The organism is Actinoplanes sp. NPDC051343 (assembly GCF_044455125.1).
Taxonomy (GTDB): domain Bacteria; phylum Actinomycetota; class Actinomycetes; order Mycobacteriales; family Micromonosporaceae; genus Actinoplanes.
Genome location: NZ_JBITEL010000002.1, coordinates 75,618 through 96,323 on the forward strand (window position 1 = coordinate 75,618; position 20,706 = coordinate 96,323).

Below are 20,706 nucleotides of genomic sequence, written 5' to 3' on the forward strand. Positions count from 1 at the left end.
GAAGCGCTTCGATGGCCACTCGGTCAAGGGCCGACGAATACGGGATCAGGAGTTCGCATGCCGGCAGCGCGTCGGCCGCCGGCCGGGTTTCCGGTTACCGGATCGGGTCGTGGGTGAGGGCGTCGGCCAGCCGGGCCGCGTACTCCTCGGCCAGGGTGATGCTGTCGAGCGCGACCGTTCGGCGGCCTCCCGGACTCGTTCTCCCGCCGTGCCGCATCCGGTCCCGGATGCCCTGCATGGCCTCGAGATGGTCGTCGATGAGGTGGAGGACGTAGACCGACAGGTCGTGCTGCGCGTCGAGAGTCATGGGTGCCTGCTCCGATGGCCGTGCTGTGAACAACGCCTTCATCTTGGGGCAATGAATGGCCGGCCCGGGGTGAGAACCGTTCTTTCGGCCGACCCGCGGTAATGGTTTTCCGCGGCCTGTCGACGGCTACCGATTTGCGTCGTACAGTGGGCGAGCAACTGAACGTCCGGTGACGAAGAGTGAGCCTCGTGACGAAGGGTGTGCTCATGCTCGGCTCGGTGCTCGAGGTGCGAACCAGCGCCGACGGAAGCGTCGTGATCGCTCCGCACGGTGTGGTCGGCCTCGACAGGGCGGTCGAACTCCGGCAGGTGCTGGTGCACACCGTCCGCAGGGTGCGGCCATTGCGGCTGATCCTGGACCTGGCCGATGTTCCGGCGCTCGACCCGATCAACCTCGGCACGGTCGCGGCGGCGTGCGGGCTGGGCGACGACCACCAGGTCGCGGTGTTCGTGCACAACCCCTGCACCCTGCTCGTCCAGCAGCTCACGGCGGCCGGCGTTCCTCACCAACGGTTACGACAGGTCGCGGTCTAGCCGGTGCCGAACGAATTCAAAATGAACCTGCGGTGAACGCCGAGAATTGTCCGGCGGCGCGTGCTAGGGAAATGCCTGCGTGCATTACCGTGACGCCGTGCCCGCAGTTTTAGAGGCGACCGGAAGTCTTGCCGATCGGACGGTCCGCCCGGAAACCCCCGCCCGTTTGCGCCTGTGGACCACGCTCGTCGTGATCGTCGCCGTGGCGCTGTTCGTCGCGACCTCGGTGCTGATGGCCCAGACCCGGCGCCAGGTCCGCGTCATCGGTGACGACGCCGCCCCGCAGGCGGCCACCGCGTCCGACCTCTACTTCGCGCTGAGCGACCTCGACGCCTAGGCCGCCCGGCTGGTGCCGGCCGGCGACGACGACTCGCTGGCCGCCACCCAGATCGACGCGCTCGCCACTATCGCGACCGCAGCACCCAGATCAACGCCGACCTCCAGCGGTCGCTCGACGCCGCCGACCCGGCGGATCAGGCGGCGACCCGACGCCTGCTCGACGACCTCGCGGTCTATCGCGAACGGGTATGGCAGGCGCTCACCACCAGCGGCGACAAGCACGGCTCCTACACCCGGGCGACCAACGTGCTGCACCTGCGGCTGTTGCCCGGCGCCCAGCGTCTGCGCGAGGCGAGCCAGGAACGGCTGGACGGCGCGTACGCCCGCAAGCAGACCACCCAGCGGTGGGGAATCGCCGTGGCCCTGGGCCTCGGCGCCGTGTAGGTGGTGATCCTGCCGGCCATGCAGGTGTGGACGGCACGGCGCTTCCGGCGGACGTTCAACCCGGCCCTGCTCGTCGCGACAATCTTGACGATCGCCCTGGCCGGACCGGCGGCCGTCGTCCTCGCGGTGCAGGGGCAGAAGCTGGGCGACGCCCGCGAGCAGAGCCTCACGCCGTACCTTGCGCTGTCGCAGGCCCGGGCGATCAGGTACGACGCGGTCGCCGACACCAGCCGCTACCTGATCAGCGGGGGCCTGGCCTACTACAAGCAGGAAAGCACCTGGAAGGTGCCCGGCGGCTTCGCGGCGGCCGGCAGCAACGGGATGGTCTCGGCGATCGAGCGGACCGAGGGCGCGATCGGCTACGTCGAGGCCTCCTACGCCCGCTTCCACGAGCTGCCGACGGGGCTGGTCGGCAACGCGGCGGGGCAGTTCGTGGCGCTGACCGACGAGGCAGCCGGGGCCCAGGTGGCCGGCGCCCGCATCGTCGGCTCGGGCAGCGATCTCGAGCTGGCGCTCGATTACGGCACGGCCCGGCCCGGCGCGTACCCGATCGTCCTGGTCACCTACGAGATCGTCTGCGCAAAGGGCGCCGGGCCGTTGGTGAAGAGCTTCTTCGCGTACGCGGTAAGCCCAGCCGGCCAGGCAGCAGCGACCCGCCTCGGCTACGCGCCCCTGCCGGACACCCTGCAAACCAAGGTCGCCGCCGCGGTCGCCGGCCTGTCCTGACCGCGTCCCGGTCGCGGTGCGGTCGCCGGTCGCGGTGCACGGCAGGGCGACGTCACTGTCGAGAGCTTGCGCCGCGCGCATCGGCTGCCCGGCTGCCGGTCTACGAGCTGCCGGCCGACCCTGATGTCCGAACCCTTCTTCTCGACCGACCACAATGGAGCGCGCGCTTCCTGGGTGGCCCGGGCTTGCCGGGGAAGTCCGGGTTGAAGTCGGTCCGGTCGCCTTGCCTGGCTGTCGCACCGCGAGGAGCGAAGTTGTCGGGGAACCGGGGCGCAGACACGACGACGCCCCGGCCTGGTCGGGCCGGGGCGTCGGGTGCAGCGGGTTGGTCAGGCGGCGGTTTCGGCAAGTGCCTTGGCGCGCTCGGGCCAGGTCGGCAGCGTCGGGGCGACGCGCATGCCGGCGCCGGTAATGGCGGCGCGGAGGACGCTGACGTCGGTGTCCGCCAACTGGTGGTAGGTCGTGATGCCGGCGGCGGCGAGGGCCATGGCCATCTTCGGGCCGATGCCGGGAATCTTGGTGAGGTCGTCGGGCTCGGCGATCGCGACGGCGACCGGAGCCGGGACCGGCGCGACCTCGTCGGCCTCGGCGGCGCCCGGGACGGGCACGGCGACGGCCGTACCGGAGTCGGCAGCCGCGCCGATCGGCTCGGGGGTGGCGGCCGGCTCGGGGGTGGCGGTCGGCTCGGGGGCCGCGGCGGCGAAGGCCGGCTCGGGGGTGGCGGTCGGCTCGGGCCCGGAGGCCGCGGCGGCGAACGCCGGCTCGGGGGTGGCGGGGACCGGCTCCGGGGTGGCGGCTGCGGGCTCGGCCGCAACCGGCTCGGTGGCGGACTCGGCCTCGAACGGCTCGGCGTCGGCGGTCACGGGCTCGGCGGTGGCCTCGGTGGACACGGATTTCGCGCTGAGCAGCTCGGCGGGCACGGAATCGGCCGCAAGCGGCTCGGTGGCGAGCGGCTCGGTGGCCACGGGCTCGGGCTCGGCCGGGATCGACTCCGTGGTGACCGCCTGGGTGGCGGCGGAGTCGTCGGGGTCGGTGCGGGGGACCACCTGGGTGGCGTCCGCGTCTTCGGTGGGGGCGGTGACCAGCCGGGTGGCGTCCGCGTCGATCACCTGGGTGGCGTCGGCCGGTTCGGAGGTGATGACGCTGGTGGTCTCGTTGGCCGGTTCGGCGTCCAGAGTGAGCAGTGCCGAGCCGGCGGCGTCGGGGCTGGCCGCGGTCAGGTCGGCGGTGGTCGGCTCGGCCGTGGTCAGGGACTCGCCGGTCGAGGACTCGGTCGCGGGGGCCGCGGACGTGGGAGCGGTCGGGGTTGAGCTGCGGCTTCTTCCCCAGCTGAACCAGCCGGCGATCAGACCGATCACCAGCCCGGCCACAAGGGAGATTATTGATGCCACGTCGGGCCTCCGGGACATAGAGATGCTGATGTAAGCGCGCAGCTTTGCACATCCCCGAGATTGCGCACCATGAGGGTGGACCGAACGGCACGCCGGCCGCGACGCTGTGCGGCAGCCTAGCCGGGTGCGTGCCGCATCTTGCGGTACGACGCGCGCCCGTGACCGACACCTCATACCCATGCTTTGGACTGGGCGGTCCACTAGTCTGGACCGTGCAGTTCAAAACTGAGGAGTGACCATGAACCACTACTACCTGCTCGGCCGTTCGGGGCTGCGGGTCAGCCGGCTCGCGCTGGGCACCATGAACTTCGGGGTCGACGGGTTCCACGCCGCGTACGGAAAAACCGAGGAGGAAGCCGAGCCGATCTTCCGGCGGTACGTCGAGGCGGGCGGCAACTTCGTCGACACCGCCGACTTCTACACCGCGGGGGAGAGCGAGCGGATGCTCGGCCGCCTGATCGACAAGGCGGGCAACCGCGAGCGGCTGGTGCTGACCAGCAAGTTCACCAACACGATCGACCCGTCCGACCCGAACGCCAGCGGGAACGGCCGCAAGCACATGGTTCGGGCGCTGGAGGCGTCGCTGCGCCGGCTCGGCACCGACTACCTCGACCTCTACCTGCTGCACACCTGGGACCGGATCACCCCGGTCGAAGAGGTCGTGCAGACCTTCGACGACCTGGTGCGGACCGGCAAGATCCGGTACGCCGGGCTCTCCGACGTCCCGGCCTGGTACGCCGCCCGCGCGCAGAGCTACGCCGAGGCGCACGGCCTGACCCCCATAGTCACCGTGCAGTTGCCGTACTCGCTGCTCGCCCGCGGCATCGAGCCGGAGTTCGTGCCGATGGCACAGACCCTGGGCATCGGGCTGACCGCCTGGAGCCCGATCGGCGGCGGCCTGCTCACCGGCAAGTACAGCCGGAGCGGCGGCGAAGGGCGGCTCGGCAACCCGGACATCGCCGAACGCGACTGGACGGTGATCGACGCGGTGCAGGAGGTCGCCGAGGGGCTCGGCCGCCCGATGGCCCAGGTGGCACTCAACTGGGCGGCCACCCGGCCCGGCATCTCGTCGCTGGTGATCGGCGCCAGCGGTCCCGGTCAGATGGACAGCAACCTCGCCGCCCTCGACTTCGAGATCCCCGACGACGCGCGGCGCCGGCTCGACGAGGCCAGCACCCCGGAGGTGCCGAAGCTCTACTCGATGTTCACGCCGGAATATCAGTCGTGGATCGTCAGCCCGGGCCTCGGGGTGGGGGACAAGCCGGCCAGCTTCGCCGGTCCGGTCTGGAACGGTGCCCGGGCCTGAGGGTTCAGTGCACGGCCGGATGCCAGTGGGTTGGTGAGTCCGGCGAGGCCAGCAGCGCGCCGACAGCGGTCAGATGATTGAGGTGGGCGATCGTCTCGCCGAGCGCCATGCGGCGGAGGAAACCGTTGAGCGAATCCCATCCCCGGGACCAGGTCAGCGACCCGGCGATCCGCCAGGCGGTCGGGAGGTCGAGGTTCACGGCGGCGGCGATGACCTCCGCGGAACGGGCCTCATGGTGGCCGGCGACGGCTTCCGCGCGTACGTCAAGCAAGCGGAACCGGTATTCGTGAGCCGGAAGCCCCTCCTCGGCCGGAAAGGCCGTGAATTTGGCGAGGGACGTCAAGTAGTCGCCGAGCGGATCGCCGTCGGTGTCGTCCTTGGCGGCGATGTTGGGGGTGATCCGGGGGAGGAGGTGATCGCCGGTGAGCAGCACGCCGGCGGCGGCGTCGTGCAGGCAGAGGTGGCCCGGCGTGTGACCGGGCGTCCACACCGCGCGGACCTCGCGGCCGGCGATCGGAAGCAGCGAGCCGTCCTCGATCAGGCGGTCCGGGGAGGCCATCCGGCGCAGGGCGTCGAGGCGCTCGGACGAGATTGCCAGCCCGTCGATCTCGTCGTCCGGAACGCCCGCCCGCGTGAGCCACGCGCGGTCGGCCGCGGTGTCCCGGTAGTGATCCATCCGGGCGGGCAGGGTTGCGGCCTCGGCGGGGTGCATGCCGATCCAGGCGTCCGAGATCGAGCGGACCCAACCGCTCAGGCCGTGGTGATCGGGGTGGATGTGGGTGAGGACGATCCCGGTCACGTCCGCGAGGGAAGCGCCCGCGGTGACGAGGCCGGCCTCGAGCGCCGATCGGGCGTCCGGGGCGTCCCAGCCCGGGTCGACGATGACCGGGTCGTCGCCGAGGAACGCGTAACACAGCGTGTAACGCAGCGGGTTGTGCGGCATCGGGACCGGGATCGACCACAGGCCGGGCCGCACCTGTTCGACCGGGGGCAGCGCCCGGCGCTGCCAGGCATCGAACTGAGCGGTTCCGGTGATCTCCACTTGCGATGCCCCCGTGCCGGCGTCCTGGTGATCGGCGATCGTCAGGATACCGGGATCAGGGCACGTCGACGACCTGGCGGCCGAGCGGCCAGAACGCGACCGGCACGAGCTTGAAGTTGGCGATGCCGAACGGGATCCCGATGATCGTCATGCACTGGGCGACGCCGTGGACGAGGTGCAGGAGCGCGAGCCACCATCCGGCGACCAGGATCCACACGACGTTGGCCAGGCCGGAGGCGACACCGGCGCCGGGCTTGCGCACGAGGGTGCGTCCGAACGGCCACAGAGCGTAGGAGGCGTTGCGCAGCGCGGCCACCCCGAACGGGATGGTCACGACCAGCGCGAAGCAGATCAGGGCGGCTATCCCGTACCCGATGGCGAGCAGGAAGCCGCTGCCGAAGATGAACCACAACACGTTGAGGATCAAGCGCACCTCCCTATGGTGAACCATCCGTGCCAGCGCCCTGACGGTTGCGCGTGGCGAGGATCAGGCCGGTGCCGCAGGCGAGTTCGACCACGGTCAGGCCGGGGTGGGTGAGCAGGGTGTCGCGGACGCGGGCGGTCTGCTCGTGGGCGGTCGCCATGTCGTCGACCAGGAGGTGGCCGCCGGGGGCGAGGGCGGCGATCGTGCGGTCGAGGCCGTGCCACTTGCCGCCCTCGGCGTCGGCGAAGATCAGGTCGAAGGTGCCGAGGGTGTCGAGCAGATCGAGGACGTCGCCCTCGTGCAGGGTCACGTTCTCGGGCCAGTCGGCTTCCGCGGCCAAGCGGCCGAGCCGCGGATCGTGCTCGACCGAGCGGACCTCCACGTCGGTGCGGCCGCCGAGACCCTCGACGAGCCAGGCCAGACCGACGCCGGTCCCGGTGCCGATCTCCAGGATGCGGCCGCCGGGCGGCACGGCCGCGGCGAGTACGGCGAGGAGCGGGCCGGCCGGCGGCTCGGACGAAATGGTGAATCCGGCCGCGCCGGCGCGGTCGAGGGCGTCCTGCACTCGGGACATGGGTGGCTCCTCACATCGAACTCGGTCACCCGGTGAGAGGTTGGTGACGGCGTACGCATTTTGCAGTGACCGGGCGGAAATCGCGCGTCCATAACGTGCCCGTCGTGGGGGAGATCCGGACCGTCTGCGGGTACTGCGGTGTGGGATGCGGGATGGTGCTCTCGGTGGATCGGGGGCGCGTGACCCGGGTGCGGGGGGATCGCGACCATCCGGCGAACCGGGGGCGGCTCTGCACGAAGGGCGCGACGAGTGCTTCGGTGCTGGCCGCGCCGGGGCGCCTGGAGAAGGCCCTCAGCGGGTCGTCGGAGATCGACGTGGACGAGGCGATCACGCTCGCGGCGTCGGGGCTGCGGGCGATCGTCGACCGGTACGGGCCGGACGCGGTCGCGCTCTACGTCTCCGGGCAGATGACGCTGGAGGCGCAGTACCTCGCCAACAAGCTGGCCAAGGGCTTCCTGCGGACCAACCAGATCGAGTCGAACTCGCGGCTGTGCATGGCCAGCGCGGGCACCGGCTACAAGCTGTCGCTCGGTGCCGACGGGCCGCCGGGCTCCTACGACGACCTCGACCACGCCGACGTGTTCTTCGTGATCGGCGCGAACATGGCCGACTGTCATCCGATCCTGTTCCTGCGGCTGCTCGATCGGGTCAAACAGGGTGCCAAGCTGATCGTCGCCGATCCGCGCCGCACCGCCACCGCCGACAAGGCCGACCTCTATCTGCCGGTGCGGCCGGGAACCGATTTGGCGCTGCTCAACGGACTACTGCATCTGCTGGTCGAAAACGGACGGATCGATCACGACTTCATCGCGGCGCACACCGAGGGCTGGGAGGCTCTCGGGCCACTGGTGGCCGACTATCCGCCCGCGGTGGTCGCCTCGATCACCGGGATTGCGGAGGACGATCTGCGGACGGCCGCGGAATGGATCGGCGCGGCCGGGAACTGGGTCTCGCTGTGGACGATGGGCCTGAACCAGAGCACCCACGGGACCTGGAACACCAATGCGATATGCAACCTGCATCTGGCCACCGGCGCGATCTGCCGGACCGGGAGCGGTCCGTTCTCGCTCACCGGGCAGCCGAACGCCATGGGCGGGCGGGAAATGGGTTACATGGGTCCGGGGCTTCCCGGGCAGCGGTCGGTGCTCGTGCCAGCCGACCGGGCCTTCACGGAACAGGTCTGGGGGCTGCCGCCGGGCACCATCCGGGACGCGGCCGGCCGGGGCACGGTCGAGATGTTCGAGCGGATGGCGTCCGGCGACATCAAGGCGTGCTGGATCATCTGCACGAATCCGGTCGCGTCGGTCGGGAACCGGCGCACGGTCATCGCCGGGCTCGAAGCCGCCGAACTGGTCATCACGCAGGACGCGTTCGCCGAGACCGAGACCAACGCCTATGCGGATATCGTGCTGCCGGCCGCGATGTGGTCCGAGACCGACGGCGTGATGATCAACTCGGAGCGCACGTTGACTCTGGTGCATCCGGCGTCCGCGCCGCCCGGGCAGGCGATGCCGGACTGGCTTCTGATCGCCCGGGTGGCCACCGAAATGGGTTTCGACGGGTTCTCGTACACCCGGGCGGAGGAGATCCTCGAGGAGATCAAGCGGTTCGCGAATCCGCAGACCGGATATGACCTTTCCGGCGTGACCTACGGCAGACTGCGCGATTATCCGATCCAGTGGCCGGCCGCCGCGGAGGCCGGGCCGCGCAATCCGATCCGCTACCGCTCGGCCGGCGGTGGACTGCGGTTTCCCACGCCGAGCGGCCGGGCGGTCTTTCACGCCCGCCCGCATCTGCCGGCCGCGGAACTGCCGGACGACGACTACCCGTTCGTGCTCAACACCGGGCGGCTGCAGCACCACTGGCACACCCTCACCAAGACCGGCAAGGTCGAGCAACTCCGGAAACTGCACCCCGGGCCGTTCGTCGAGATCCATCCGGCGGATGCCCGCTCGCTGGAAATCACGGACGGAAGCCTGGTCGAGATCGCGTCGCGGCGCGGGCGTGCGGTGCTGCCGGCCGTACTCACCGACCGGGTGCGGCCCGGGAACTGCTTCGCGCCGTTCCACTGGAACGACGTCTTCGGCGACTACGTCAGCGTCAATGCGGTCACCAACGACGCCGTCGACCCGCTCTCCTTTCAACCCGAACTCAAGGTATGTGCGGTTTCGGTCACGGCGGTGCCTTCGCCACCGCTTCTTCCGGTACCGGAGGGGGCCGCACCGCTTCCGGCGCAGGACGAGACATTCGCCGGCACGGTTACCCGCGAACTCGCCCTTCCGGCCGTCGCGCCCCAGTTGTCGGAGGTCCAGAAGCACTATCTGTCGGGGTTCCTGGCCGGCCGGGGGACGGTACTGCCGTCGAATGCGCCCTTCTCAGCGCTGGACGCGGCGTGGCTGAACGGGTTTTTCGGAGGCGTTGACTCACGTGCGCGGTCAGGAATCGATCAGAAACGGGAGAACGGGGCGGGGAACGCCGTACATCCGGAAAGCGCAACCCGGCACCTCCTGATCGTGTGGGCCTCGCAGACCGGAAATGCCGAAGGCTTCGCCGAGGCCGCAGGCCGACGGCTGGCCGAGGCCGGAAAGCCGGTGACGGTGCGCCCGATGGACGCGCCGGCGGCCGAAGTGCTCGGAGCCGAGGGCGACGTCCTGATCGTGACCAGCACCTTCGGGGACGGCGACGCGCCGGACAACGGCGCCGGATTCTGGGAGTCATTGGCTTCCGACGATGCGCCGCGCCTGGACGGCCGTCGATTCTCGGTGCTGGCCTTCGGCGATTCCAGCTATGACGACTTCTGCGGATACGGCCGTCGGCTGGACGAGCGTCTCGCGGCGCTGGGCGCCGTGCGAATCACCTCTCGAGTCGACTGCGAGCCCGATTTCGAAGAAGCGGCGGCGGTCTGGCTCGACCGGGTCGTCGCCGCGCTGGACGGCCCCACCCGGACCTCGCCCATGCACGCCACCCTGTGCGGCAATGAGCTTCTGAGCGGTCCCGGGTCGGCCAAGGAGGTCCGCCGCTTTACCTTCGACACCGCCGGAGTGCTCACCTACGAGGCCGGTGACTCCCTGGGCGTCTGGCCGCGGAACGCCGACGACCTCGTCGAGGAATGGCTGGCGCTGACCTCACTGCGGCCGGATCAGGTCGTCTCGATCGGCGACGACGAGGTCAGCCTCACCGAAGCGCTGACCAGCAAACTCGACATCACGCGAATCACGCCCGACCTGTTGCGGTTCCTCGCCGACCGCACCCAGGACGCCGAGCTGAAGACCCTGCTCCGGCCGGACAACAAAGGTTCGCTGGCCAAATGGATGTGGGGCCGCCAGGCCGTCGACCTGCTGGCCGATCACCGCGTGACCGCGGCCGCCCAGGAATGGGCGGAAACCCTCAAACGACTGCAGCCCCGCCTCTACTCGATATCGTCGTCCCCGCTCACCGACCCGTCCAAAGTCAGCCTTACGGTCTCGGTGGTCCGCTTCGGCCGCAACCGCCGCGGCGTCTGCTCCAGCTTTCTCGCCGACACCGCCGTCGACGCCCCCGTTTTCGTGCAGCGGGCCCCACATTTCCGGCCGCCCGCCGACCCCTCGACCCCCATGATCATGGTGGGCCCGGGCACCGGCATCGCGCCGTTCCTCGGCTTTCTGCACGAGCGCCGGGCCCGCGGAGCGAACGGCCGCAACTGGCTGTTCTTCGGCGAACAGCGCCGCGAAACCGACTTCTATTACGCCGACGAACTCGCCGCGATGCAGGCCGGCGGCACACTGACCCGGCTCGATCTAGCGTTCTCCCGCGACCAGCGCACCAAAATCTATGTGCAGGACCGCATGCGCGAACACGGAGCCCACCTCTGGTCGTGGCTCGCCGAGGGCGCCCATTTCTACGTCTGCGGCGACGCCGGTCGCATGGCGCGCGACGTCGACACGGCCTTGCGCGACATCATCACCCAGCACGGCGGCATCGACGCAGACCTCTACCTCAAGCAGCTGGTCGCCGAGAAGCGCTATCTCCGGGACGTCTACTGAGCCGCCTAGGATCGCGGTGTGGAACGTGTCGCGCTGCTGATTCCGGGCGTCGAATACTCGGCCGAGCGGCCCCTGCTGCATTTCGCCGGTGCCGTCTTCCGAAGCTACGGCTGGACGGTCCACGAGTTTCGATGGTCGGCCCGGCCGCCGCAGCGCGACGGACAGGACTTTCCAGCCTGGTTCGGCCGCTTGCGAGACTTCGTCGGCGAACAGATGTCGGCCGGGCCGGACGCCGATGCCCTGGTCGGCAAGTCGCTGGGTGCGTTCGCCGCCGCCGTCGCCGCCGACCGCGACGTGCCCGGCGTCTGGCTGACACCACCGCTGCGCGACTCGCTGCTCGCCGACGACCTGCGCCGTTCGGCGAAGCCGTACCTCCTCGTCGGCAGCCGGGCCGACCCGTCGTGGGAGCCCGTCGAAGCCCGGCACGTCTTCGAGGCAGCCGACGCCGACCACAACATGGAGGTCCCCGGCGACCCGGTGCGCTCGGCCGGGCTGCTCCGCGACGTGACCGCCGCCATGGACGCCTTCGTCCGTGACCTCCAGTAGGGTGGGCGGCATGGGTCCGGGGGTGCGCATCGGCGTGATCGGCCTGGTGCTCCACCCGGTCAAGCCGGTCGACAAATCCCTCGAGACCATCCTCGCGTTCGCCGTGGGCCGCCCGCTGCGGGTGCTGGCCCGCGACAGCGACCGCCACCGCGTCCCGCCCGGCGTTGAAGTCCTGCCCGAACCGCGGTTCCTCCGCGAGGTCGACGGCCTCATCGCGCTCGGCGGCGACGGCACGATGCTCGGCGCGATGCGGCTCATGGTCGAACGCCCGGTCCCGGTGCTCGGCGTCAACCACGGCAACCTCGGGTTCCTGGTCGAGGTGTCGCCCGGCGAACTGCCGGCGGTCCTGGAGAAGATGGCGGCCGGCGACTTCACCGTCGAGCAGTACGGCTGCCTGGAGATCACCACCGACCGCACCCGCTACGCGTTCAACGACGTCGTGGTCAGCCGCCCCGGCCGCGGCGCCGTCTCGATCGACCTCGAGGTCAACGACCTGCAGTACGGCTACTACCGCAGCGACGCGGTCATCGTCGCCACCCCGACCGGCTCGACCGCCTACAACTACGCCGCCGGCGGCCCGGTGCTGTCGCCCTCGTCGGGCGCGCTGGTCATCACGCCGGTCGCCCCGATGTCGGGCATCGGCCGGGCCGTCGTCCTCGGCGCCGGCGACCGGATCGCCCTCACGATCGCCGACGAAAGCTCGGCGGGCGTCATCGACGTCGACGGGACGGCAGCCGGCGAACTGCGGCCGGGCGATCGCCTCGAGGCGACGGTGCGGGCGGACGCGGCCCAGGTCGTACGCTTCTCGGCCGTCGCCCACGCGAGCCGCAGCCGCATCAAACTCAGCCTGCTCGACCTTCCGCTCCGGCGTGACCAGCTGCTGGAGCTGATCCCGCCCGAACTGCGGCACCGCGCCAAGGAGATCGAAGACTTCTAGGGTGTCCATCCGGTGGCGGCGGCCCACTCCTCGGCGACGGCGACGACCAGGTCGACAACCGGATCCTTCACGTCCGTGTAGACCTCCACGTCGTCGTCGACCGCGGACGCGAGCGACTCCTTGAAGCTGGCGTAGGCCGGAACCGCGAGCGCGTGGGCCCGGAACCAGTCCCGGAACAGCAGCGCCAGCCGCTCGTTGGGCGACCCCGCCAGCCGGCAGTGCAGGTTGATCCGTTCCCCTCCGGCTTCTCCGGCAAAGCCGTTCCAGTACCGCTTGACCCACAACGACGGCGGGTCGTCGTAACCGGCCGGCACGTGGTCACTGTCGTACGGCCGGCGGTCGAGCCCGAAGCCGGCCAGCGGCCCGTCGAACGCCGCAGCCGCCGCGTCCAGGCCGGCGACGCTGACCTGCAGGTCGAAGACCGGCTTCGCCGCCATGCCGGGGATCGAGGTGCTGCCGATGTGCTCGACCCGCAACGCGAGCGGGCCGAGCAGGGACCGGATCTCGGCGGCCAGCTCGAGGCCGCGCCGCTCCCAGGCCGGGTCATACGCAACGATCAGCGACATGGCCGATGATCCTAATACTCCGGGTTCCGCGGAAAATCGGTTCGCTTGGCGGTTCCGGGGCGCTAGGTTGCCGGCCATGACTGTCCGTGCCGAGCAGGCGCAAGATCTCGACGCGATCGCTTCGATCGTCCGGGCCGCCTTCGGGGGACAGCACGGCGACACGGTCGCCCGGCTCGTTGCAGCCCTGCGCCGCGACGACCCCGACGTCCTGTCGCTGGTGGCCGTGGAGGAGGGCGAGGTTGCCGGGCACATCATGTTCAGCCGGACACTGCTCGACGCGCCCCGCGAGCTGGTGCCGGCGCAGACGCTGAGCCCGCTCGCGGTCGCACCGGCACGGCAGCGGACCGGGATCGGGTCGGCGCTCGTCCGCGAGGGCTTGCGGCGGCTCGACGAGCGCGGGGTTCCGCTGGTGTTCCTGGAGGGTGACCCGGCCTACTACTCCCGGCTCGGCTTCGTCGCGGCGGGGGAGGAAGGCTTCCGGAGGCCGTCGCTGAGGATCCCTGATCGGGCGTTCCAGGTTGTGAAGTTGTCGGCGTACGAGCCGTGGATGACCGGCACACACGTCTATTCGCACACGTTCTGGGACTACGACTGCGTGGGACTCCGCGAGCCCGGCCCGAGTTAGCGCACGTCGCGACGCGTCTCGCGCCAAGCCATTCGGCTCGGCGGAGGCGTGTCACGGTCCAAGTCGGAGCACTCCCGGAGGTTCCATTTTTTAGTTCGTCGCCTCGATGTCCCGCACAAAGCGCTGACCCTACTGTTCCGCAAACTACGACGCGCCCCGCAGGTGGGTGGCCAGCCACGGGCCGGTGACGCTGCGCGGGTCGGTGGCGATTTCGGCGGGGGTGCCCTCGGCGACTATGCGGCCGCCGGTCGGGCCGCCGGTTGGGCCCATGTCTATTACGTGGTCGGCGGCGGCCAGGACGTCGAGGTCGTGGTCGATCACGATGATGGTGGCGCCGTCGTCCAGCAGGCGGTCGAAGACGGTGATCAGGGTCGCGATGTCGACCGGGTGGAGGCCGGTCGACGGTTCGTCGAGGACGTAGGAGACGTTGCGCTGGCTGCTGCGCAGGCGGGCCGCGATGCGCAGGCGCTGGGACTCGCCGCCGGACAGGGACGGGGTTGGCTCGCCCAGGCGCAGGTAGCCCAGGCCGACGTCGACGATCGGGCGGAGCGGGCGGGCGATCGCGGCCACGCCGGCGTAGCGGTCCAGAGCTTCCTGGACGGTCAGTTTCAGGACGTCGGCAATGGACAGGTCCTCCACGCGTACCGAAAGGGTCTTGTCGTTGAATCGGGTGCCGTGGCAGGTGGGGCATTCGACGTTGATGTCGGGCAGATATTGCACGTCGAGGTCGATCGCGCCGAGGCCGCGGCACGTCGGGCACTGGCCGTCCCTGGTGTTGAACGAGAAATGGCCGGCGGACCGGCCCGAGGCCGCCGCGAAATGGCTGCGGATCGCGTCGAACGCGCCCGAATAGGTGCTCGGGGTCGACCGGGCGTTGAGGCCGATCGGGCTGGCGTCGATCTCCACCACCTGGCGCAGCGGGCCCAGCGACAGCGACGTGACGTGCGCCGGGCGGGGCGAGCCGGCCATCGCGGCCCGGGCGGCCGGCACCAGGCTGTCCAGTACCAGCGCGGTCTTCCCCGCCCCCGACGGCCCGGCCAGCGCGGTCAGCCGGCCGATCGGGAACGACGCGGTGACTTTGCGCAGGTTGTACAGGCTATTGACGGTGATCTTGACATCGGAGGTGGAAGGCGGTCGCGGCGGGCGGGACACCGCCGGCTGCCCGGCCAGGTACGGGCCGATGATGGACTTGCGGTTCGACATGATCTGCGACGGGGTGCCGGCGGCGATTACCGTGCCGCCGAGCCGGCCCGCGCCCGGACCCATCTCGATGATCCAGTCGGCGGTCCGGACGACGTCCAGGTCATGCTCGACGATCACCAGCGAGTTGCCGTTCGCGGCCAGCGCGGCGATCGTCCGGCGCAGACCGTCGACGTTGCCGGGATGCAGGCCGACCGACGGTTCGTCCAGCACGTAGAGCATGCCGGTCGTGTTGGCGCGCACGGTCGACATCAGCTCGATGCGCTGCCGTTCGCCGGTCGACAGCGTCGCCCCGGCCCGGTCCAGCCCGAGATAGCCCAGTCCCAGCTCGAGCAGCGGCCTGATCGACCCCCGCAGTTCGCCGAGGAGGCCGGTGGTCATCCGCGACAGGGACGGCGGCATCAGCGGCGGCAAGGCGTCGGCGAAGAGGACCAGTTCGTCGAGCGGAAACGCGCTGATCTCCCCGAGGTTCCGCCCGTTGAGCCGGGACTGCAGCGCCTCCGGTCGCAATCGCGAACCATGACAGACCGGGCAGGCAAAAGTGTCCAGGTATTTGCTGTTCTCCGATTTTGAGGCGGCCGTGACCGCATTGTCATAGGTGACGTTGAGCTGCACCTGTCGCCCGTTCCGGCCCGACACGGTGACCACCTGTTTGACCGGCTTGCCGTACATCACCTGGTCTTTTTCCGTGCGGCTGAGAGCGGCGAAAGGCACGTCCAGCCGCACCCCGAGCTCGCCCGCCGCGTACATGCTCAGCCGCCGCCCGCCGACGTTCCACGGCAGCACCGCGCCCTCGGCGATCGTCTTCGACTCGTCGGGCACCAGCGTCGCCGGGTCGACCTCGAACACCGTGCCGATGCCGTTGCACCGCGGGCACGCCCCGACCGAATTGAACGCGAACGTCTCCGCCCCGGGAGCGTCGAACCGCACGCCGCACGTCGGGCAGCCGATCTCCATCGCCTGCGTCTCGATCGACGGGGGCACGTCGTGACCGTTGGGGCAGATGTGCGTGCCGAGGCGCGACATGATCAGCCGCAGCACGTTGAGTACCTCGGTCATCGTTCCGACCGTGCTGCGCGGCCCGGGGACCGGCGGACGCTGCCGCAGCGCGAGCGCCGGCGGCAGGTGGTCGATCCGGTCGACGTCGGGACGCTGCGCCTGGGTCAGCCGGCGGCGGCTGTACGTGCTGAGCCCCTCGAGGAACCGGTGCAACCCCTCGGCGTAGAGCGTGCCCATCGCCAGCGACGTCTTGCCGGAACCGGACACGCCGGCGACCACCACCGTCCGCCAGAGCGGCACGTCGACGTCGAGGTCACGCAGCGTGTTGTGCCGCCCGCCGCGGACCTCGATGGCCTGGGGCAGCTGAGGGATCTTCGCCATGCCGGTAGCCTCCGGCACGGCCGCGCCGATCTCAACCGGTACCTGGGGACCGGAGCTTGGCACCAAAGAGGGAGGCGGCGCGGCGCCGATTCGGCCATCGTCGACAACCATGACGATCTTGCTCTGCGACCCGAGGGTCGCGGCGGTTCCGGTACGGGAGGAAGGCGTGCCGCTGGTCCGCCTGGCCGCCGCCTTCGGGCCGGCCGAGGCCCTGGTCCGCGCCGACCTGGCGGACCGGCTGCGATTGGCCCAGCAGGCCCTGCCGATCAGGGTGCGGCTGCGGGTGATCGAGGGTCACCGCTCGATCGCCGACCAGGAGGCGATCATCGTCCGCTACCGGGCCGAGCTGCGGATCGCCCACCCGGGCGCCGGCGACGCCGAGCTGCACGAGCTGACCAGCCGTTTCGTCTCCCCGGTCGACGTCGCCCCGCACGTCGCCGGCGCGGCCGTCGACCTCACCCTGACCACCGCCGACGGCGACGAACTCGACATGGGTACGGTGGTCGACGCGACGCCCGAGCAGTCGGACGGCGCCTGCTACTTCGCGGCCGGCAACATCTCGGCGGCCGCCCGGGAAAACCGCGCCCTGCTCGCCCGCGCGCTGGGCGGCGCCGGCCTGGTGAACTACCCGACCGAGTGGTGGCACTGGAGTTACGGCGACCGCTACTGGGCGCTGATGACCGGCGCGCCGGCCGCCCTCCACGGACCGGTCCGCGAGACGAGCCCCCGATGAGGCGGCCGACCGGCACCGAGGCGATTGCTGAAGCGGGCGCCCCGGCGGCCGATATCACTGCTGGAGGTCGCCCGATGACGCTGACGTTGATCCTGACCGGTGCCGACGCGCTGACGCGCCCCGCGACGGCGGACGGCCCGAGCGCGGTGACGCTGACCCGGGCCGGCCGCGGGCCGCGGAGGCGCTGAGCCGTGCCGCACGCCGGGCTTGACTCGCGCTGGGAAGATCGACGGCCGGGCCGCCCCTGGCCCGGGTACGGAGGCTGGCCGAGGTGGAGCTGACGCCCGACCGGGCCGCGGCCGAGGCGGTCGTCGACCTGGACGCCGTCGCGGCCAACGCGCGGCTGTTCCGGGCGCGCACCCGCGCGCAGGTCATGGCCGTCGTCAAGGCCGACGGTTTCGGGCACGGCGCGGTCGCCGTGGCCCGGACCGCGCTCGACGCCGGCGCGACCTGGCTCGGCGTCACCAGCCTGACCGAGGCGCTCGAACTGCGCGACGCCGGTCTCCGGGCACCGGTGCTGAGCTGGCTCAACCCGCTCGGCGCCGACTTCTCCAGCGCCGCGGAACGCGATGTCGACCTGGCCGTGCCCAGCCTCGAACACCTTGCGCTCGTCGCGCCGGGCACCCGCGTACACCTGCACCTGGACACCGGACTGGCGCGCGACGGCGCCGAACCCGAGGTGTGGCCCGTGCTCTGCGCGGAGGCCCGCCGGGCCGAACGGGCGGGCCGGATCCGCGTGGTCGGCGTGATGGGGCACCTGGCCTGCGCCGACGACCCGGACGATCCGGCCAATGCCGCCGGGGTCCGGGCGTTCGACCACGGGGTCGCGGTCGCCCGGCGGCACGGCCTGCGCCCGGCGCTGCGGCATCTGGCCGCCACCGCGGCGACCCTCAACGACCCCGGAACCCACTACGACCTGGTCCGCATCGGGGCCGGGCTGGTCGGCATCGACCCGTCGCGCCGCACCCCGCTCAAGACCGCGCTGACCCTGACCGCCCCGGTCGTGGCGGTCCGGCGGGTCGCCGCGGGCACGCCGGTCGGCTACGGGCACACCTGGCGCGCCCCGGTGGACACCCATCTCGCCCTGCTGCCGCTCGGCTACGGCGACGGTGTGCCGCGCGGCGTCGAGGCCGAAGTGCAGATCAACGGGAAACGGTGCCCGATCGTCGGGCGGATCTCGATGGACCAGCTCGTCGTGGACGTGCGGGATGAGCACACGAGGGCCGGTGACATCGCGGTGATCTTCGGGCCGGGCGAGGGCGGTGAGCCGACCGTGGCCGATTGGGCCGGCTGGGCGGGCACGATCGAGCACGAGATCGTGACCGGGCTGGGCCGCCGGGTGGTGCGCCGATGAGGGCCGCGGTGGCCGCCGGCATCTCGTGTCCGGTGCTCCCGGACCGGATGGTCCGCGCTTGCCGGACGCCATGAACGCGGTGCTCCGCCGGTGGGCCCCGGACGCGACGGCCGGCCTGGTCGTCCTCGTCCTGGGGCTGGCCGAGATGACGGCGGGCCGGGGCTACGCCGGTGGCCTGCCCACCGCGACGTCCGCCGTGGTCATGGCCACCGCGCTGGCCGTCGCCCTGAGCCGCCGCGCACCCGGCGTGGCCCTGCTCGTCGTCTGGTTCAGCGTCCTGCTCGAGGTGATCGGCACGGTGCTTGTCGAATACCACGCCCCGGTGATGCTGATCCAGGCCGCTGACCTGGCCGTCCTCTACGGCGCCGCCCGGTGGGGCCCCTCCGGCGTCGTCTGGCTCGGCGCGCTCTCGGTGCCGTTCGGCGCCGCCGTGATCGTCGTCTTCCTGGCCGGGAGCGTGGCCGGCGCGGTCGCCCCGATCGCCGGCGTCCAGTGGCTGCTGCAGCTCCGCTACCAGTTCGGTGGGCACCTGCAGATCACCGTCGCGGTCCTCGGCCTGCTGCTGCTCGCCGTCCCGTGGCTGCTCGGCCTGGTGGTGCGGGTGCGGGCGTCGGCGGCGACCGAGGCGGCCGTCGCGGCGTCCGAGATCGCCCAGGCCACGGCGGCCCGCGAGCAGGCCAGCGAACTCGCCCGGCTGCGGGCCGAGCAGGCCCGGCTCGCCCGCGACGTGCACGACGTCGTCGGCCACTCGCTTGCGGTCATCCTCGCCCAGGCCGAATCCGCCCAGTACCTTCCGGACGAGGACCCGGCTGCTCTCAAGGCGACGCTGGCCACGGTCGCCGACTCGGCCCGCACCTCGCTGCGCGACATCCGGCAGGTGCTCGCCGCGACCCGGGACGAGGTCGGCGCGAACGGCCTCGACCGGCTGCTCGACGGCGTACGCTCCGGCGGGCGGGAGGTTGTGTCGACCCAGGCCGGCTCGCCGGTCGCGCTCGACGCCGAGCGGGCCGGGATCGCCTACCGCGTGCTGCAGGAGATGCTGACCAACGCGATCCGGCACGGCCGCCGCGACAGCGCCATCGTGGTCCGCCGCGAATGGGCCGGCGAACAGCTGGTCATCGAGGTGCGCAACGGCGTCGCCTTCTCCTCCGGGACGCCGATAACCCCCGGTCAGGGGCTCACCGGCATGGCGGAACGGCTGCGGGCCGTCGACGGCCGGCTTGCTTACGTACGCCGTGGAGAAGTGTTCGCCACGACCGCCACGATTCCGGAGGTGCGGCGATGACCGAACCGATACGCGTGCTCCTCGCCGACGACCAGAAGCTGTTCCGGGCCGGCCTCCGCGTGATCGTCGACGCCCAGGACGGCATGGAGGTCGTGGGGGAGGCCGACGACGGCCGGCAGGCGGTCGGCCTGGTCGACCGGCTCACCCCGGACGTCGTGCTGATGGACGTGCGCATGCCGGAGATGGACGGCGCCGAGGCGACCCGGCAGATCTTCACCGAGGCGCGGGCGGCCAAGCGGACCCGGCCGGTACGCGTCCTGGTCCTCACCACGTTCGACCTCGACGACCGCGCCGCGGCCGCGATCCGGCACGGCGCCAGCGGCTTCCTGCTCAAGGACGCCACGCCGGCCATGCTGCGCGACGCCATCCGCAGCGTGCACACCGGCAACGCCGTGCTCGCCCCGGGTGACCTGACCACGCTGATGGAAGCCCGGTTCCGGGCCACCGAGCCGGTCCCCGACGAATACCTCACGCTCACCGACAAGGAGCGGGCGGTCTTCGCGGCGGTGGCCCGCGGCCTGTCCAACGCCGAGATCGCCGCCGACGTCTTCGCCGGCGAGTCGACCGTGAAGACCCACGTCGGCGCCATCCTCCGCAAGCTGTCCCTGCGCGACCGCGTGCAGATCGTCGTCTTCGCCCACGAGCACGGCCTGGTCTGATCCCGGTCAGGCCGCGAAGACCGTCACCAGGGCCGCGATCCGGCCGTCCCGGACGGTGATGATGTCGATGCCGCGGGCCGCCGGGTCGCCGCCCTCGGGGCCGAACGACCAGCCCAGCGCGCCGGTGTCCGGCCCGGCGTAGTGGCGGCCGTCCTCGGCGAAGACGAACGTGGCCGGGGTCTTGTCGAGCAGCTCGCGGGCCTTCTGCTCGACCGCGTCCCGGCCGGTGACGCTGCCCTCGGGGTCGGTGAACGTGACGTCCTCGGTGTAGGTGCGTTCGATCGCGGCGCGCCGGGCGGCGGTGTCGCGGTTGCCGAAGACGTCGTGCAGGTTGGCGGCCAGAAGATCGGAAACGGAGCTCATGGCCGCCGAT

General features: G+C 71.3%; 22 protein-coding genes. 13 read left to right on the top strand and 9 right to left on the bottom strand.

What is annotated here, in order from left to right:
• Positions 1 to 94: 94 nt before the first annotated feature.
• Positions 95 to 307 carry a hypothetical protein gene (locus tag ACIA5C_RS07080; protein ID WP_396052176.1) on the bottom strand — a complete coding sequence of 71 codons (213 nt, stop codon included), beginning with the start codon at positions 305 to 307 and terminating at the stop codon, positions 95 to 97.
• A 188-nt stretch (positions 308 to 495) separates the two neighbouring features.
• Here ACIA5C_RS07080 and ACIA5C_RS07085 point away from each other — a divergent pair, with 188 nt between their 5' ends.
• On the top strand, positions 496 to 840 hold the full coding sequence (locus tag ACIA5C_RS07085) for a hypothetical protein (RefSeq protein ID WP_396052178.1): 345 nt from the start codon (positions 496 to 498) through the stop codon (positions 838 to 840).
• A gap of 97 nt (positions 841 to 937) precedes the next feature.
• Complete coding sequence (locus ACIA5C_RS07090; protein ID WP_396052180.1) at positions 938 to 1,177, top strand: hypothetical protein; 240 nt, start codon at positions 938 to 940, stop codon at positions 1,175 to 1,177.
• On the opposite strand, the gene ACIA5C_RS07095 is transcribed toward ACIA5C_RS07090, so the two are convergent.
• Positions 1,174 to 1,401, bottom strand: a complete 228-nt coding sequence (locus ACIA5C_RS07095) for a hypothetical protein (protein WP_396052182.1) — start codon at positions 1,399 to 1,401, stop codon at positions 1,174 to 1,176. The genes ACIA5C_RS07090 and ACIA5C_RS07095 overlap by 4 nt on opposite strands.
• Positions 1,402 to 1,425: 24 nt before the next feature.
• Between ACIA5C_RS07095 and ACIA5C_RS07100 the strand changes: the two genes are divergently transcribed.
• Both ACIA5C_RS07100 and ACIA5C_RS07105 read left to right on the top strand, forming a co-directional pair.
• Positions 1,426 to 1,563, top strand: coding sequence for a hypothetical protein (locus ACIA5C_RS07100; RefSeq protein WP_396052184.1), 138 nt, complete (start codon positions 1,426 to 1,428; stop codon positions 1,561 to 1,563).
• Between the two features lie 18 nt (positions 1,564 to 1,581).
• Positions 1,582 to 2,289 (top strand): substrate-binding domain-containing protein, encoded by a 708-nt coding sequence (locus ACIA5C_RS07105; RefSeq protein WP_396052186.1) that lies wholly within the window; start codon positions 1,582 to 1,584, stop codon positions 2,287 to 2,289.
• A 329-nt stretch (positions 2,290 to 2,618) separates the two neighbouring features.
• On the opposite strand, the gene ACIA5C_RS07110 is transcribed toward ACIA5C_RS07105, so the two are convergent.
• A complete protein-coding gene (locus tag ACIA5C_RS07110) occupies positions 2,619 to 3,659 on the bottom strand; it encodes a helix-hairpin-helix domain-containing protein (RefSeq protein WP_396052187.1) in 1,041 nt (346 codons plus the stop codon).
• A 259-nt stretch (positions 3,660 to 3,918) separates the two neighbouring features.
• Between ACIA5C_RS07110 and ACIA5C_RS07115 the strand changes: the two genes are divergently transcribed.
• The gene (locus tag ACIA5C_RS07115; RefSeq protein ID WP_396052189.1) at positions 3,919 to 4,986 is read left to right on the top strand and encodes an aldo/keto reductase; all 1,068 of its coding nucleotides are present in this window, start codon (positions 3,919 to 3,921) and stop codon (positions 4,984 to 4,986) included.
• Positions 4,987 to 4,990: 4 nt separating this feature from the next.
• Here ACIA5C_RS07115 and ACIA5C_RS07120 read toward each other — a convergent pair whose 3' ends face one another.
• From ACIA5C_RS07120 to ACIA5C_RS07130, 3 genes are read right to left on the bottom strand one after another with little or no spacing between them, the layout of a single operon-like run.
• Positions 4,991 to 6,028 carry an MBL fold metallo-hydrolase gene (locus ACIA5C_RS07120; RefSeq protein ID WP_396052191.1) on the bottom strand — a complete coding sequence of 346 codons (1,038 nt, stop codon included), beginning with the start codon at positions 6,026 to 6,028 and terminating at the stop codon, positions 4,991 to 4,993.
• Between the two features lie 55 nt (positions 6,029 to 6,083).
• On the bottom strand, positions 6,084 to 6,479 hold the full coding sequence (locus tag ACIA5C_RS07125) for a YccF domain-containing protein (protein ID WP_396052192.1): 396 nt from the start codon (positions 6,477 to 6,479) through the stop codon (positions 6,084 to 6,086).
• Positions 6,466 to 7,026: an O-methyltransferase gene (locus ACIA5C_RS07130; protein ID WP_396052194.1), complete on the bottom strand. Its 561-nt coding sequence runs from the start codon at positions 7,024 to 7,026 to the stop codon at positions 6,466 to 6,468. Before ACIA5C_RS07130 ends, ACIA5C_RS07125 begins: the two co-directional genes overlap by 14 nt.
• Before the next feature lie 104 nt (positions 7,027 to 7,130).
• Between ACIA5C_RS07130 and ACIA5C_RS07135 the strand changes: the two genes are divergently transcribed.
• From ACIA5C_RS07135 to ACIA5C_RS07145, 3 genes are read left to right on the top strand one after another with little or no spacing between them, the layout of a single operon-like run.
• The gene (locus ACIA5C_RS07135; RefSeq protein ID WP_396052196.1) at positions 7,131 to 11,048 is read left to right on the top strand and encodes a molybdopterin-dependent oxidoreductase; all 3,918 of its coding nucleotides are present in this window, start codon (positions 7,131 to 7,133) and stop codon (positions 11,046 to 11,048) included.
• Between the two features lie 18 nt (positions 11,049 to 11,066).
• Positions 11,067 to 11,594 carry an alpha/beta hydrolase gene (locus ACIA5C_RS07140; protein WP_396052198.1) on the top strand — a complete coding sequence of 176 codons (528 nt, stop codon included), beginning with the start codon at positions 11,067 to 11,069 and terminating at the stop codon, positions 11,592 to 11,594.
• A 10-nt stretch (positions 11,595 to 11,604) separates the two neighbouring features.
• Positions 11,605 to 12,531, top strand: a complete 927-nt coding sequence (locus ACIA5C_RS07145) for an NAD(+)/NADH kinase (protein WP_396052200.1) — start codon at positions 11,605 to 11,607, stop codon at positions 12,529 to 12,531.
• On the opposite strand, the gene ACIA5C_RS07150 is transcribed toward ACIA5C_RS07145, so the two are convergent.
• A complete protein-coding gene (locus ACIA5C_RS07150; RefSeq protein WP_396052201.1) occupies positions 12,528 to 13,097 on the bottom strand; it encodes a GrpB family protein in 570 nt (189 codons plus the stop codon). The genes ACIA5C_RS07145 and ACIA5C_RS07150 overlap by 4 nt on opposite strands.
• 76 nt (positions 13,098 to 13,173) lie before the next feature.
• Here ACIA5C_RS07150 and ACIA5C_RS07155 point away from each other — a divergent pair, with 76 nt between their 5' ends.
• Positions 13,174 to 13,722, top strand: a complete 549-nt coding sequence (locus ACIA5C_RS07155) for a GNAT family N-acetyltransferase (protein WP_396052203.1) — start codon at positions 13,174 to 13,176, stop codon at positions 13,720 to 13,722.
• Between the two features lie 144 nt (positions 13,723 to 13,866).
• Here ACIA5C_RS07155 and ACIA5C_RS07160 read toward each other — a convergent pair whose 3' ends face one another.
• On the bottom strand, positions 13,867 to 16,302 hold the full coding sequence (locus ACIA5C_RS07160) for an excinuclease ABC subunit UvrA (protein ID WP_396052205.1): 2,436 nt from the start codon (positions 16,300 to 16,302) through the stop codon (positions 13,867 to 13,869).
• 109 nt (positions 16,303 to 16,411) lie between these two features.
• Between ACIA5C_RS07160 and ACIA5C_RS07165 the strand changes: the two genes are divergently transcribed.
• From ACIA5C_RS07165 to ACIA5C_RS07180, 4 genes are all read left to right on the top strand, one after another.
• Positions 16,412 to 17,035, top strand: coding sequence for a M15 family metallopeptidase (locus ACIA5C_RS07165; RefSeq protein ID WP_396052207.1), 624 nt, complete (start codon positions 16,412 to 16,414; stop codon positions 17,033 to 17,035).
• A 271-nt stretch (positions 17,036 to 17,306) separates the two neighbouring features.
• Positions 17,307 to 18,389, top strand: a complete 1,083-nt coding sequence (gene alr, locus ACIA5C_RS07170; protein WP_396052209.1) for an alanine racemase — start codon at positions 17,307 to 17,309, stop codon at positions 18,387 to 18,389.
• A 58-nt stretch (positions 18,390 to 18,447) separates the two neighbouring features.
• On the top strand, positions 18,448 to 19,674 hold the full coding sequence (locus ACIA5C_RS07175) for a sensor histidine kinase (protein WP_396052211.1): 1,227 nt from the start codon (positions 18,448 to 18,450) through the stop codon (positions 19,672 to 19,674).
• Positions 19,671 to 20,333 carry a response regulator gene (locus tag ACIA5C_RS07180; RefSeq protein ID WP_396052213.1) on the top strand — a complete coding sequence of 221 codons (663 nt, stop codon included), beginning with the start codon at positions 19,671 to 19,673 and terminating at the stop codon, positions 20,331 to 20,333. Before ACIA5C_RS07175 ends, ACIA5C_RS07180 begins: the two co-directional genes overlap by 4 nt.
• Positions 20,334 to 20,339: 6 nt before the next feature.
• Here ACIA5C_RS07180 and ACIA5C_RS07185 read toward each other — a convergent pair whose 3' ends face one another.
• The gene (locus ACIA5C_RS07185) at positions 20,340 to 20,696 is read right to left on the bottom strand and encodes a nuclear transport factor 2 family protein (protein ID WP_396052214.1); all 357 of its coding nucleotides are present in this window, start codon (positions 20,694 to 20,696) and stop codon (positions 20,340 to 20,342) included.
• Positions 20,697 to 20,706 lie beyond the last annotated feature (10 nt).